Source organism: Paraburkholderia phenazinium (genome assembly GCF_900141745.1).
In the GTDB taxonomy this organism is placed as follows: domain Bacteria; phylum Pseudomonadota; class Gammaproteobacteria; order Burkholderiales; family Burkholderiaceae; genus Paraburkholderia; species Paraburkholderia phenazinium_B.
The window spans coordinates 3,915,470-3,928,282 of sequence record NZ_FSRM01000001.1; the positions used below are offsets into that span (position 1 = coordinate 3,915,470).

At 62.6% G+C, this 12,813-nt stretch carries 13 protein-coding genes; 4 read left to right on the top strand and 9 right to left on the bottom strand.

The genetic code is table 11. The features are described 5' to 3' along the window. Window positions 1-46 precede the first annotated feature (46 nt). From mctP to BUS06_RS17520, 3 genes are all read right to left on the bottom strand, one after another. Window positions 47-1,597 carry a monocarboxylate uptake permease MctP gene (gene mctP / locus BUS06_RS17510; RefSeq protein WP_074265404.1) on the bottom strand — a complete coding sequence of 517 codons (1,551 nt, stop codon included), beginning with the start codon at window positions 1,595-1,597 and terminating at the stop codon, window positions 47-49. Continuing rightward, window positions 1,594-1,833, bottom strand: a complete 240-nt coding sequence (locus BUS06_RS17515; protein WP_074265405.1) for a DUF3311 domain-containing protein — start codon at window positions 1,831-1,833, stop codon at window positions 1,594-1,596. Before BUS06_RS17515 ends, mctP begins: the two co-directional genes overlap by 4 nt. 166 nt (window positions 1,834-1,999) lie before the next feature. Then, a complete protein-coding gene (locus BUS06_RS17520; protein WP_074266163.1) occupies window positions 2,000-2,914 on the bottom strand; it encodes a class I SAM-dependent methyltransferase in 915 nt (304 codons plus the stop codon). Window positions 2,915-3,150: 236 nt separating this feature from the next. On the opposite strand from BUS06_RS17520, the gene BUS06_RS17525 reads away from it, so the two are divergent. Continuing rightward, the gene (locus tag BUS06_RS17525) at window positions 3,151-3,846 is read left to right on the top strand and encodes a P-loop NTPase family protein (RefSeq protein WP_074265406.1); all 696 of its coding nucleotides are present in this window, start codon (window positions 3,151-3,153) and stop codon (window positions 3,844-3,846) included. Between the two features lie 15 nt (window positions 3,847-3,861). Here BUS06_RS17525 and BUS06_RS17530 read toward each other — a convergent pair whose 3' ends face one another. Both BUS06_RS17530 and BUS06_RS17535 read right to left on the bottom strand, forming a co-directional pair. Beyond that, the gene (locus tag BUS06_RS17530) at window positions 3,862-4,398 is read right to left on the bottom strand and encodes a DNA-deoxyinosine glycosylase (protein WP_074265407.1); all 537 of its coding nucleotides are present in this window, start codon (window positions 4,396-4,398) and stop codon (window positions 3,862-3,864) included. Window positions 4,399-4,403: 5 nt separating this feature from the next. Then, on the bottom strand, window positions 4,404-5,084 hold the full coding sequence (locus BUS06_RS17535; RefSeq protein ID WP_074265408.1) for a chorismate--pyruvate lyase family protein: 681 nt from the start codon (window positions 5,082-5,084) through the stop codon (window positions 4,404-4,406). 239 nt (window positions 5,085-5,323) lie between these two features. Between BUS06_RS17535 and BUS06_RS17540 the strand changes: the two genes are divergently transcribed. Next, complete coding sequence (locus BUS06_RS17540) at window positions 5,324-5,827, top strand: OmpA family protein (protein ID WP_074265409.1); 504 nt, start codon at window positions 5,324-5,326, stop codon at window positions 5,825-5,827. On the opposite strand, the gene BUS06_RS17545 is transcribed toward BUS06_RS17540, so the two are convergent. Both BUS06_RS17545 and BUS06_RS17550 read right to left on the bottom strand, forming a co-directional pair. Beyond that, on the bottom strand, window positions 5,824-6,003 hold the full coding sequence (locus BUS06_RS17545) for a hypothetical protein (RefSeq protein ID WP_074265410.1): 180 nt from the start codon (window positions 6,001-6,003) through the stop codon (window positions 5,824-5,826). The genes BUS06_RS17540 and BUS06_RS17545 overlap by 4 nt on opposite strands. Further along, window positions 5,969-7,801 (bottom strand): tetratricopeptide repeat protein, encoded by a 1,833-nt coding sequence (locus BUS06_RS17550; RefSeq protein ID WP_074265411.1) that lies wholly within the window; start codon window positions 7,799-7,801, stop codon window positions 5,969-5,971. Before BUS06_RS17550 ends, BUS06_RS17545 begins: the two co-directional genes overlap by 35 nt. A 241-nt stretch (window positions 7,802-8,042) precedes the next feature. Between BUS06_RS17550 and BUS06_RS17555 the strand changes: the two genes are divergently transcribed. Continuing rightward, window positions 8,043-8,312: a hypothetical protein gene (locus BUS06_RS17555; protein WP_074265412.1), complete on the top strand. Its 270-nt coding sequence runs from the start codon at window positions 8,043-8,045 to the stop codon at window positions 8,310-8,312. 106 nt (window positions 8,313-8,418) lie between these two features. On the opposite strand, the gene htpG is transcribed toward BUS06_RS17555, so the two are convergent. Further along, window positions 8,419-10,317 (bottom strand): molecular chaperone HtpG, encoded by a 1,899-nt coding sequence (gene htpG, locus BUS06_RS17560; protein ID WP_074265413.1) that lies wholly within the window; start codon window positions 10,315-10,317, stop codon window positions 8,419-8,421. Window positions 10,318-10,385: 68 nt separating this feature from the next. Further along, window positions 10,386-11,840, bottom strand: a complete 1,455-nt coding sequence (locus BUS06_RS17565; protein WP_074265414.1) for an aminotransferase-like domain-containing protein — start codon at window positions 11,838-11,840, stop codon at window positions 10,386-10,388. 185 nt (window positions 11,841-12,025) lie between these two features. Between BUS06_RS17565 and BUS06_RS17570 the strand changes: the two genes are divergently transcribed. Further along, entirely contained in the window at window positions 12,026-12,751 is a 726-nt protein-coding gene (locus BUS06_RS17570) for a VOC family protein (protein WP_074266164.1), read from the top strand. The last annotated feature ends 62 nt before the right edge of the window (window positions 12,752-12,813 follow it).

Below are 12,813 nucleotides of genomic sequence, written 5' to 3' on the forward strand. Positions count from 1 at the left end.
CCGCAATTTTTCGTTGCGGGCGCTTTCGGACGATGGCTTCGGAGGATCAGCTTTCGACGACGTCCAGATAGTCTTCCGGGTTGGTGCGATCTTCGGCGTGCTTCATGCCGATGGCGCGCACCAGCAGGCTCACCACCACCGACACCACCAGGTTCACGATCAGCGACCACACCGCCGCGTAGCCGGGAATCGCAAGGCCGAACAGGTGGATCGTGAAGATCGAACCGGCGAGTTTCAGCGAGATCGCCATCCACGTCCCGGTTGCAATACCGACGGCCCACCCGAGCAGCAGGCCGCGATAGTCGAGCATGCGCGTGTAGAGACCCAGCACGATCGACGGCAGCGTCTGGATGATCCAGATGCCGCCCAGCAACTGCAACTGGATCGCATACGTGAGCGGCAAGCCGAGAATGAACGCCACCGCGCCCACCTTGACGAGCAGCGAAACCAGCTTGGCAATGTTGGTTTCCTGCTCACCCGTCATATGGCGGTTGATGAACTCCTTGTGGATATTGCGTGTGTACAGATTGGCCGCCGCAATCGACATGATCGCCGCCGGCACCAGAGCGCCGATACCGATCGCCGCGAACGCCACCCCGACGAACCACGCCGGGAAGAAATGCAGGAACAGCGCCGGCACCGCGAAGTTCGGGCCGAAGGCCTTGAAGTACGGGGCGAATTCCGGCATGTCCTTCACGCCCGCCGCCAGCGCCATGAAGCCGAGCAGCGCGAGCAGGCCGAGCACCAGCGAATAGGCCGGCAGCATCGCCATATTGCGGCGGATCGTGTTGCCCGATTTCGAGGACAGCACCGCCGTAATCGAGTGCGGGTAGAGGAACAGCGCCAGCGCCGAGCCGACCGCCAGCGTGGCATAAGCGCTGTAGCCGTTCAGGTTCGACACGTCAGGCGCCTTCAACAGCAGCTTGGCCGGCGGCACCGCGGCGAAGATGTGCCCGAAGCCGCCTAGTTGCGGCGGAATCACGATTACCGCAGCTGCGATCGTGACGTAGATCAACACGTCTTTGACCACCGCGATCATGGCCGGCGCACGCAATCCCGACGTGTACGTGTAGGCCGCCAGAATCGCGAAGGCGATGATGAGCGGCAGATCGCCGACAAATCCGCTGGTGTCGAAACCGAGCGCGCCGATCACCACCTCGATACCGACCAGCTGCAACGCGATATACGGCATGGTGGCGACGATACCGGTCAAGGCGACTGCCAGTGCAAGCATTCGGCTGCCATAGCGCGCGTTGACGAAGTCCGCGGACGTCACGTAGCCGTGACGTTTCGCAATGCTCCACAGCTTCGGGAACACGACGAAAGCAAACGGATAGATCAGGATCGTGTAAGGCAGTGCGAAGAAGCCGGTCGCGCCCGCGCCGAACACAAGCGCCGGCACCGCGACGAAGGTGTAGGCGGTGTACAGGTCGCCGCCCAGCAGGAACCACGTCACGATGGTACCGAAGCGCCGGCCGCCGAGGCCCCACTCTTCGAGATGCGCGAGATCGCCGCGCCGCCAGTGAGCCGCGATAAAGCCGAGAATCGTGACGCCGATGAAGAACAGGACAAAGACAAAGGTGGCGACGGGATTCATTGAACGCCCCCTTGCGAGCTATCCGGTGCGCGCCGCTTGGTCTTGAAGTAGACGAGCGCCGTGATGACCGCGCTGATCAGCACCCACAGCAGCTGATACCAGTAGAAGAACGGGAAATCGAACAGCTGCGGTTCAACCTTGTTATATGACGGCACCCAGATCATCGCGATCCAGGGAAGCAACAGCAACCAGAGCCAGCGCTTGCTGGCTCTGTTGGCGTCGGCGTCGTGAGCCATGACGTCTCCTCTTTCCTTTTATTGACTTGCGTCCCGTGGTTGACGGGCAATGAACCCCATACCGGAGAAGCCACGGGCGACCCGAAAGCAATGAAAGAGTATAGGAGTCGCAAAGGTACGGTCAAGCCGGGGCGACCCCGACGCAACGCCTGCTTGCCTCATCCGCCTAAATTGAGAACGACCCGCCGTGTTGCCCGGTCGATTCCCGCAGACCCTTGATCCACTGACGCGCGGGCAAGCCGAGTTCGGCTTCAATCAGCCTGGCGCGCGCTTCGAGCGTCGTGAACGGCACATCAAGTGCCGGGCCCGAAAACGCAATCGCCACGCGGTTGCCGTCATGCACTTCGGGCAGCGCGACCACACGGCCATCGAAGGCCTCGTTCATACGTTTCATGTTGCGCACGAAGCTCGGATGATCCCCGAACAGGTTCACCGTTACGAGGCCCGCGTCCGTCAGACACGCACGCACCGCGCGATAGAACGCCACGCTGTCGAGCACCGGACCGCGTGCTGTCGCATCGTAGACGTCGATCTGCAGCGCGCCGATGGTGCCGTGGTTCGTGCGATCGTTGACGAAGTCCCACGCATCGGTTTCATGCACGGTAAGACGGGCATCGTCGGACGGCAGCTGGAACATCGTGCGCGCGGCGATTACCACGGCCGGATTCAGTTCGACCGCTTCGACGTTCGAGCTCTTCAGGAAGCGATACGCAAACTTGGTCAGCGCCGCCGCGCCCAGCCCAAGTTGTACGATACGCTTCGGCGCTTCGAGGAACAGCAGCCAGGCCATCATCTGCTGCGCGTATTCGAGTTCGATGTGATCGGGCTTGCGCAGACGCATCGCGCCCTGCACCCACTCCGTGCCGAAATGCAGATAGCGCACGCCGCTTTCCTCCGAGAACGTCACCGGGGCAAAACGCGGCTTGCGTGGCGCTTCGATTTGCGGCGCGTCATCAAGGTCTTCGTCGCGTTGCGCGCGCTTGCCTGTCCGCAAAGTTTTCTGCCGGGTGGCGACCGATTCGGCTTCCCGGTTGCGGAATGCACGGGCCTCGGCCGAAGCGCGCTTGATCAGTTTCGTCATGTGAGGATGTCGCGCCAGAGACGCAATATTTTGGTCGAACGAGAGCATAGCATTCGCAGCACCCGAATTTCTTTTCCATGTACCCTGTTTGCAGAGCGTGTGCGGCCAGTTCGCAATCTGCTTTCCCGCACGCTATCCGGCCTTTACATTACTTGAAACTTTATTTCGCCGCGCCGTCATCGAAGCCTGATACGGTCGTCAGGACAGACTCACACCACCACAAAGGATCCTCGAGTATGAGCAACATCCACTTCATTGGCGGAGAAAAAGGCGGCGTGGGCAAATCGCTCGTCGCGCGCGTGCTGGCGCAGTACTTCATCGACACCAACGTGCCGTTTCTGGGCTTCGACACCGACCGCTCGCATGGCGCGTTGCTGCGCTTCTATGGCGATTACGCAGCGCCCGCGGTGCTGGACCGGCATGACAGCCTCGATCCCGTGATGGAAGCCGCACTCGAAGATCCGCAGCGGCGCATTCTGGTGGACCTCGCCGCCCAGACACAACAGCCGCTCGCCAAATGGCTCGACGATTCAGACGTGCTAACCGTGGCCGAAGAAAGTGGCCTCACGCTGACGTGGTGGCATGTGATGGATAGCGGCCGCGATTCGGTCGATCTGCTGCGGCAATGGCTCGACCAGTTCGGCGGGCGTCTCAAGCTGGTGATCGTTCTGAACGAAGTGCGTGGCGATCGCTTCGAGATTCTGGAAGCATCCGGCGAACGCGCACGGGCCGAGGCATTGGGCGCCAGCGTGATCACCCTGCGTCATCTGCCCGATACGACCATGCAGAAGATCGATCAGCAGAGCACGAGCTTTTGGGCCGCGGTCAATCATCCGGACCGCGCCGCTACAGGGCTTGGTCTGCTGGAGCGGCAACGCGTGAAGATATGGCTGCAGCGCGTGTATGGCGAGTTGGCGAAACTCGGGGTGTAGGCTAGGTGCGGCCGGCTAGGTACGACCGCTCTGCACGACCTTGGGCGAGGACGGCTCGACCAGCCAGCCGCGCAACGCTTCCCATGCCTTGAGCTTGTCCGTATAAGGCACGGTGTAGGCGGGGCTGCTCGAAGGAAGGCTGATGAACTCCACCTTGCCGGCTGCGCCGAGTAGTGCTCGCATGCCGAGTCGCGCAGCCGTGCCGCCGTTGAACGCGACCGCAACGAGATGAGGCAGCGATTCAACGAGTGCCGTCAGGTCGTTGCTGGCATGGTTGCGGATCCGGCTATCAAGGCTTCCCTCGCGCTGCGCCTCCGCGACGACGTCCCAGAGACCGACGCGATGACGCAGCAGCGTCTGCAGACGCGCGAGGTAATCGAGGCTGTGAACCTCCTCGCCAATCACGTCGCCGATCAGATGCCAGAAGCGGTTCTGCTTGTGCGCGTAGTACTGCGATTGCGCAAGCGAGACTTCGCCCGGCAGACTACCTAGAACCAGGACTCTCGTATTGGCATCCACGACGGGAGGAAAGCAGCGCTTTTGCGTCGTCATGCAAGCTACCCCTTGCGGGTTTCGCGCTGCACCGGATGGGCACGCGACGCGGTGTGCTCAAGCGGCCGGCCGTGTTCGCGCACGTGGATGCGCTGCGGTTCATGCCCAGACAATTCGGCCTTGGAAGACACCAGATGTGTCCACAAGGCGGGCAACATGCACTCGGTGACCATCAGCGGCGCGCCATGGCGCTCGAACACCGAGCGGCGCGCAACCAGCGCCTGCGGATGCCGATGCCCCTCACCAATCTCGCGCGCAGCCAGCCGATACAGCGGATGACGCGCTGTGAGCCTGCGGCTCACTAGCGCCGAACGCGCGACGCTGCTATCGCTGTAGAGCAGTTCGGCCAGCGGCCGCGTGCGCAACTTGCGCATGGCCTGCCAGACGCCAACGCTCGCGGCCAGTGGCGCAATGCTATGCGCCGCGACGAACGGCGTACCGTCCACTGACAACACCACCTCACGGACCCACACCGGTGCGCGGCACTCGACGCCAAGTGCGTCGCACTCATCGGCCCATGGCAGCGCCACCGCTTCGCGTGTGACCCGCACCGCAACGGCGCCGAGCGTGCGCAGATGCGCGGTGAGCGAGCCACCGCGGGTGAGCCAGTCTTTCTGGTCCCGGCTGAAACCGGGTAAGGGCGCGACGCGCCAATGGGCGTCAGCGGCATTGAAACGGATAGCCATGGTGTCGGATTATAACGGCGCCGTGTAGGGATACGCCTTTCAGCGCGCAGCTTACAAGGTTCCCCACCACCTCGCTTCCAGACTGACCTGCGTCAACCCATCTCCGGCTTTCGGACTGTTCCGATTCTCCGTTCACCGCCCCGCACGATAAAAGATCGCTGCGTTACGAAGTCGGCGGTCCGCTCTTCCATGTGTCGCGGACGCGCCATGTGATCAGATACCAAAGGAGAAGACTAGAGATGAGAAGATTCCTGAGTGCAAGCGCGTGCGCCATGGCCGCGCTGGTTTTGGCCGGTTGCGCCGCGCCGCTGGATCGGGCCAAAGAGACATCGTTGAATCAGGCTGTGGGCATCGAGGTGAAACCGGTTGCCGGCGGCGTCTCCGTCAAACTGCCTGAGACTGCGCTGTTCGACTTCGGCAAGTCGGAGATACGTCCCGACGCGGCTGCAGTCATCAACCGTTCGGCGGTCTTGCTCAATCGCAGCAAGAAGCCGATCCTCGTCGAAGGGTACACCGACAACGTCGGCACGCTCGAGTACAACCAGCAACTGTCGGAAGCACGCGCCACAGCGGTGGGTTATGCGCTGGTGGCACGCGGCGTGGCCACGGAGCGCATCCGCACCAAGGGCAACGCCTACAACAATCCCGTAGCCAGCAACGATACGCCTGAGGGACGCGCGCTGAACCGGCGCACCGAGATCCTCGTGCATGGCGAGACAATGGATACGTTGATGGGACGCTAGGCAGCGAGCTCCTCGCGCGCTACGTTGATGGCGTCCCTGAAGCAGTGGACGCTGTTCAATGCGTGGGCCAACCGCTCGAGCGCATCGGCGTGCTGGTATGGCTGTATCGACTGGTTTGTCTGATGTGCTGCCAGATAGGTGTCAGCGCGAGCAATCAGCGTGTCGAGTTCTTCCATGCTCCACCATCGTTCGCAAGCGTGCCGCCACCCGCTCGACCACCGTCGCCCACGCGCCAGGTTCGGGCTGCCTGTAGAGCTGAACCGAGTCGTACCAGGGCTGCGTTTCCGCGTTGCCCCAGCACCAGTGCGAGACATGATCGAGCATTGCCAGTACCGGACGGCCTAACGAGCCGCCCAGATGCAACGGCGCACTGTCGACAGTCACCACAGCATCGAGTGCAGCGACAAGTGCGGCAACGTCATCGAAGCCAGCCTCGTAGCGCCCAGTGAGATCACGCACGCGATAGCCCTGCGCTGTCATGGCTGCTACATCTGCACTCAGCCCCGGCGTGAGCGGATAGAACACGACGCCCGGCAGCGCGAGAACCGGCGCCAGTGATGCAAGAGGAATCGAACGCTTTGCGTCGCGGCGGTGCGTCGGACTGCCGGACCAGACGAGCCCAACGTGCAGCAAGGGCGAAGGCGCATCGTCCACCCTCACCTTCTTCTGCCAATGCGCCAGTCGCTGCGGATCCGCCTGCAAGTAAGCCCCACCGCGCACCTGGTCCAGTTGCAAACCGAGCGTGAGCGGCAAGCTCATCATCGGCAAACCGAAGTCGGGCTTGCCGAGCGGACCCTCTTCGATCGAAACGCAATCGGCATAAAAACGCCGGAACAACGGCGCGAGCGCCCGCCGCACTGCCAGCACCAACCGGCCGCCTTCGTCGTGTACGCGCGCTGCCAGCTCCGGGAGAAACCGCACCATCTGGATATCGTCGCCATTGCCCTGCTCGCTATGCACGACGAGCGTCTTGCCCGCGAGCGGTTCGCCACGCCAGCGCGGACACAGGTTCGCCATCAAGGCAACGATGTTGTTCACCTCACGATCGTCGCGTTTCAAGCGCGCTTCGAAACGCGGCCACGCTGCCGACCAGTCGCCTCGGCGCAACTCCAGGTCGGCCAGATCGACGGCAGGCAAGGCGGCATCCGGGTCCAGCGCAAGCGAGGCATGTAGCATTGCTTCACTTTCATCGTAGCGCGCCTGCTCGGCGAGGTACTGACCAATGGCGGCGAGAACGGCCGCATTGCCGGGCGCTGCCGCATCGACTGCGCGCATCGTCGCCTCGGCGCCGGCGGCGTCGTTGCGCTGCCATTGCGCGTGACTCAGTTGCCAGGAGATTTCCGCGTCGGCAGGGTGCTTCGCGAGTACCTCACGACACACACGTTCGACCGTGTCCCAATCGCGAATCTCGCGATACGCCAGCGCCAGTTGCAACGGCAGCGCGGGATGAATCGCCGGATCGAGCGCATAGGCTCGCAAGAGCGCCTCGCGTCGCTCCGCACTCGCCACAGGACCCGGCATCGACGAGAGCGCAATAGCGAGCCACCAGGGCGCACGCCCATCTTGAGGCGCATGCCGGCCGTAAGCACGCAGCATATGCGCTGCCGCCGAATGCGCCTGGCACGAGTCGATCAGCCACGCAATCCATTGGATCGACGCCTCAACGGATTGCGCCCCCACCGCCAGTTCGCTGTAGCGCTTTGCGACATCTTGCTTGCCGAGCGCATCGGCAAACAGCGCGAGCCGCGCATAGCGGCCGCCACTGAGGGTTTCGCCGCCGGACAGCGAGGCGCTGTGATATGCCTGCTCGAATTGCCCGGCGCTCGCGCACAGGTCCGCGTGAATCTGCGGTGTCACACCGTCTTGCGCCAGCGCGACTGCGCGATGCTGAGCAGCGTCGAAACCCAGCTCGCAAAGGGCGGACCACACGAGATAAACGGGATCATCCAGCGTGACTGCGTTTGTTTCGGACATGGAAGAAATTGAAGAAGGTGACGATGAGACCTCGGGCCGTCACACACAGAGATCCCTTCAAGATCGATCGTGCGTCCGGGGCCGGAGCGCCACAGCATATGACGAATTTGCGCTAGCGCATCTCATATTCAGATCTCAAATTAATCGCGTTGATAAATTTTAGTTAGTAAACCATACTGATTTTCGTTCGGCCGAACGCGACTCACCCCTTTAATCCACATTAAGAATAATCGCAAAGGAAATGAAATTGAATCAGAGCCTAAAAGAAACATCTGATCGCATTGCGCATCTGGCTGCGGTCGTGCTCGCGCGGCCTAGTTCATCGCATCTGGAAAAAGAACTGGCGGGTTCTGCGCTTGCGCAACATCACACGGCGAAGCAGACTAGCGCGGCTATTGGCAGCCTGGCAGCCAGAGTGCTGGCCGACCACAACGCCTGTATGGAAGCGCGGGAACTGGCCGGGTCGGTGCTCGCGCAGGTTCGTCGGCACGAGCAGGCACCTGCAAGTTAAGTAGCTGCATCGGCAAAAAAAATGCGCTGCCGTGAAGCAGCGCATTTCCCTGAGCCTATTTTCAAACCTACGACTAACGCCTAAAAAACCGGCGTCTCGATCGCGTTTAACCTGCGCGTGCCAACAGCAGCGTGTTGGTCCGCTTGACGAAGCTCGCCGGATCTTCCAGCGCGCCGCCTTCTGCAAGCATGGCCTGGTCGAACAGCAGATGACACCAGTCGTCGAAGTTCGCGCTATCCGTATGCAGGGTCTTCACCAGCGCGTGCTCTGGGTTCACTTCCAGAATCGGATGGAACGACGGTGCCTGCTGACCGGCGGCCTTCAGCATGCGCTGCAGGTAACCGCTCATCTCGCCATCGTCGGCCACGAGGCAGGACGGCGAGTCGGTCAGGCGGAACGTCAAACGCACGTCTTTAGCCTTGTCCTTCAACGCTTCCTTCATCTTCTCGACGAGCGGCTTCAACTCTTCGCTGACCTTTTCCTGCGCCTGCTTTTCCTCGTCGTTCAATGCGCCCAGATCGAGGTCGCCACGCGCGACGCTTTGCAGCGGCTTGCCGTCGAACTCATTCAGGAACGACAGCATCCATTCGTCGACGCGATCGGTCAGCAGCAGCACTTCCACGCCCTTCTTGCGGAACACTTCGAGGTGCGGGCTATGCGTCGCGGCCTGGAACGTGTCGGCGGTCACGTAGTAGATCTTGGTCTGCTCGGGCTTCATGCGCGCGACATAATCCGCCAGCGAGACCGTCTGCTCAGGCGACTCGTTATGCGTCGAGGCGAAGCGGATCAGCTTGGCGATCCGGTCCTTGTTGGCGAAATCCTCACCCACGCCTTCCTTCAGCGCCTGACCGAATTCCTTCCAGAACGTCGCATACTTTTGCTTGTCGGCGTCGTTATCGGCGTTTGCCAGATCTTCGAGCATCGACAGCGAACGCTTGGTCACGCCTTCGCGGATCGCCTTCACATCGCGGCTTTCCTGAAGGATTTCACGCGACACGTTCAGCGGCAGATCGCTCGAGTCGACCACGCCCTTGATGAAACGCAGATACGTGGGCAGCAGTTGCTCGGCATCGTCCATGATGAAGACGCGCTTCACATACAGCTTCAGCCCGCCGCGATGATCGCGGTTCCACATGTCGAAGGGCGCCGCGCTCGGCACGTACAGCAGTTGAGTATATTCGCTGCGGCCTTCGACGCGGTTATGCGTCCACGTCAGCGGCTCCTGATGGTCGTGCGACAGATGCTGATAGAACTGCTTGTACTGCTCGTCGGTGATGTCGCTCTTGGAACGGGTCCACAGCGCGCTCGCCTGGTTGACGGTCTCGTCCTCGTCCTTCGTGACCATCTCGCTCTTTTCCGCATCCCATTCTTCCTTCTGCATCAGGATGGGCAGCGCGACGTGGTCCGAATACTTCTGGATGATCGACTTCAGACGGTGCGACGACAGCAGTTCGTCTTCTTCGGGGCGCAAATGCAGCGTGATGGTCGTGCCGCGCTGCGCGCGCTCGATCGTCTCCACTGCGAAATCGCCTTCACCGGCGCTTTCCCAGCGCACGCCCTCGGCCGCCGACAAACCGGCACGGCGCGTTTCGACGGTAATCTTGTCGGCGACGATAAAGCCCGAGTAGAAACCCACGCCGAACTGGCCAATCAATGCCGCGTCTTTTTGCTGATCGCCGGAGAGCTTGCCGAAGAATTCCTTGGTGCCCGAGCGCGCGATCGTGCCCAGATGCGAGACCGCTTCGTCGCGGCTCATGCCGATGCCGTTGTCGTCGATCGTGACGGTGCGGGCGGCCTTGTCGTACGAAATACGAATCCGCAGATTCGGGTCGTTTTCGTAGAGCGCGTTGTTTCCGATCGCTTCGAAACGCAGCTTGTCGGCAGCATCCGAGGCGTTCGAAATCAGCTCACGCAGAAAAATTTCCTTGTTGCTGTACAGCGAATGAATCATCAGTTGCAGAAGCTGTTTCACTTCTGCCTGAAAGCTCATGGTTTCTTGTGCCATGGTCGGACTTCCTTTCTCTGTTGCGGTTGATTCGGATCGGGGGCTAATTGGGTACTATCGCCACGATTTCAAGAGGCGCGCCGCGCGACGCCATCCAGATAGCGGCACAGGAAGGCCGGCAGCGCCGGATCGCCGCAATTGGCGACGTTAAAGCGGGTCCAGCTCGACGGCGACTGCTGCGGCGAAAACAGGCTGCCCGGCGTCAGCAGAAAGCCGGCCTCATGCGCGGCGGCGGCAAGCACGTCCGAGTCGACGCCAGTATCGGCCCACAGGAAGATGCCCGCGCCGGGTGTCTGGAACAGCTTCATCCCTGTCTTCTCGAGCATCCGCGCGGACTTGTCGCGCACGCCGTCGAGGCGCGCCCGCAGCCGTTCCACGTGACGCCGGTAGTGGCCTTCGGTGAGGATCTTGTACAGCACGCGCTCGTTGAGCTCGGGACTCGTCATGCCGACCAGCATTTTCTGGTCCGTGACGGCCTTCGCGACCTCCGGCGAACAGGCGATGAAACCGACCCGCAGATTGGCCGCCAGCGTCTTCGAAAAGCTGCCGAGGTAGATCACGCGCTTTAACTGGTCGAGGCTCGCAAGCCGCGTAGCCGGATAACCGGGCGGGCAAAGATCGCCGTAGACATCGTCCTCGACGACGATGAAATCGTATTCTTCCGCGAGCCGCAGGATGCGGAAGGCCTGCGCAGCGGTGAGCGAGGTGCCGGTCGGATTCTGCAGCACCGAGTTGATCACCAGCATTTTCGGGCGCCACATCTGCACCAGCGTTTCGAACGCATCCAGATCCGGCCCGTCCGGTGTGTACGGCATGCCGACGAGGTGCGCGCCTTGCGAGACAAAGCGGCCGAACATCTGGAACCAGGCCGGGTCGCCGACAATCACCGCGTCGCCGGGCTGCACAAAAATGCGTGAGATCAGGTCGATCGCCTGGGTGATGCCCGAGGCGAGTACGATCTGATCCGGCGACGCGCCGATTTCCAGCTCCTCGAGCCGGGTCTGCAACTGCTGACGCAGCGGCAGGAAGCCTTGCGGCGTGCCGAAACTGAGCATCTGGGCGCCGCTTTGCCGGCCCAGCGTGCGCAGCGCGCCAGTGATCAGTTCGCCGTCGAGCCAGCGGCTCGGCAGGAAGCCGAGACCGGGGCCGCGTTCCGGCCTGGTCGAAGTCTGGAGCATGTTGCGCAGGAGCCAGACGACGTCGATCGTCTTCGTGGCGGGCGCGGCTTCGGGGTTCTGACGGCGCTCGCCGGGCATGGGAGCGGCCAGACGTTCGCGCACGTAGAAACCGGAGCCGCGCCGCGAATCGAGGTAGCCTTGGGCGACGAGCCGCTCGTAGGCCTCCACCACCGTAAAGCGCGACACGCCCTTGTCCAGCGCGAGCTTGCGGATGGACGGCATGCGCATGCCGGCGCGGAACACGCGTTCCTCAATGCGGCGGCGTGCCCACTGGACGAGCTGATCGACGAGCGTCAACGAAGACGCGTCGTGCGGGGCGGGAATCTGGTCGAGCGCGGCAGACATAGGAGGCTCCAACTGTACCGAACACTATCGGGACGATTGTACCGTTACTGTGCAGGTGGGCAACGCTACATTTGGGCTGAAGGGCCAACCCGCGCCAGCAAACGGTTATGCTTACGGCCCCGGCACACCGCCTGCCTTCCCGCGGGTCCGCCGGCCCCAGCGCAGAATCCGTTTTGTACATCGCCATGACCGCACACACGCTTCGAATCGACCACCTCGTGATTTCCGCCCGCACGCTCGACGAGGGCACCCAGTATGTCGCCGACACGCTTGGCGTGGAGCCGGCCGGCGGCGGCGCACATCCGCTGATGCGCACTCACAACCGGCTGCTGAATCTGTGGGACGGCGTGTATCTCGAGGTGATTGCAGTCCATCCGGACGCCGAGGCTCCCGCCAGCGGCGCCGACGCCCGCCCGCGCCTGTTCGCGCTCGATGCCGCGGCGACCCACGAGCGCCTCGCCAGTGGCCCCTATCTGTCGCATTGGGTCGTGCGTGTCGAGCGGCCGAAGGACCTGCCGCGCTGGCAGGCGCAGTATCCGCAGCGGATCCCGCCGGTCGTGCCAATGAGTCGCGGTGTGTTCACCTGGGGGCTGTCAGTGCCGGACGACGGTGCGTTCCCAGGCTGGCAAGGCGCCGGCGACGGCATCGTGCCGACGCTGATTCAGTGGGACACGCCGCAGCACCCTTCGGACGTGTTGCCGGAAACCGGACTGGCGCTGAAGTCGCTCAAGGGCATTCACCCGCAGGCGGAGACCGTGGCGGCCCACCTGCGCTGGCTCGGCGCGGCACACCTGATCGCCCTGTCGGCGCCGGACATTGCCGAGGGCAAAGGTGACGGCGAAGGTACGGTCGAGACCGCAACGCTAGTGGCCGAAATCGAAACCCCGAACGGCCTGCGCACCCTGAAATAGTTGCACGAGCATTGACGCGAGCGCGCCGCTCGCCGCAGCAAACCAAGGCGCAGTGCGCCTTG

Excerpts from the sequence above, each read along its gene's own strand:
- mctP (WP_074265404.1), bottom strand. The coding sequence starts at position 1,597 with ATGAATCCCGTCGCCACCTTTGTCTTTGTCCTGTTCTTCATCGGCGTC.
- BUS06_RS17515 (WP_074265405.1), bottom strand. The coding sequence starts at position 1,833 with ATGGCTCACGACGCCGACGCCAACAGAGCCAGCAAGCGCTGGCTCTGG.
- BUS06_RS17520 (WP_074266163.1), bottom strand. The coding sequence starts at position 2,914 with ATGACGAAACTGATCAAGCGCGCTTCGGCCGAGGCCCGTGCATTCCGC.
- BUS06_RS17525 (WP_074265406.1), top strand. The coding sequence starts at position 3,151 with ATGAGCAACATCCACTTCATTGGCGGAGAAAAAGGCGGCGTGGGCAAA.
- BUS06_RS17530 (WP_074265407.1), bottom strand. The coding sequence starts at position 4,398 with ATGACGACGCAAAAGCGCTGCTTTCCTCCCGTCGTGGATGCCAATACG.
- BUS06_RS17535 (WP_074265408.1), bottom strand. The coding sequence starts at position 5,084 with ATGGCTATCCGTTTCAATGCCGCTGACGCCCATTGGCGCGTCGCGCCC.
- BUS06_RS17540 (WP_074265409.1), top strand. The coding sequence starts at position 5,324 with ATGAGAAGATTCCTGAGTGCAAGCGCGTGCGCCATGGCCGCGCTGGTT.
- BUS06_RS17545 (WP_074265410.1), bottom strand. The coding sequence starts at position 6,003 with ATGGAAGAACTCGACACGCTGATTGCTCGCGCTGACACCTATCTGGCA.
- BUS06_RS17550 (WP_074265411.1), bottom strand. The coding sequence starts at position 7,801 with ATGTCCGAAACAAACGCAGTCACGCTGGATGATCCCGTTTATCTCGTG.
- BUS06_RS17555 (WP_074265412.1), top strand. The coding sequence starts at position 8,043 with ATGAAATTGAATCAGAGCCTAAAAGAAACATCTGATCGCATTGCGCAT.
- htpG (WP_074265413.1), bottom strand. The coding sequence starts at position 10,317 with ATGGCACAAGAAACCATGAGCTTTCAGGCAGAAGTGAAACAGCTTCTG.
- BUS06_RS17565 (WP_074265414.1), bottom strand. The coding sequence starts at position 11,840 with ATGTCTGCCGCGCTCGACCAGATTCCCGCCCCGCACGACGCGTCTTCG.
- BUS06_RS17570 (WP_074266164.1), top strand. The coding sequence starts at position 12,026 with ATGACCGCACACACGCTTCGAATCGACCACCTCGTGATTTCCGCCCGC.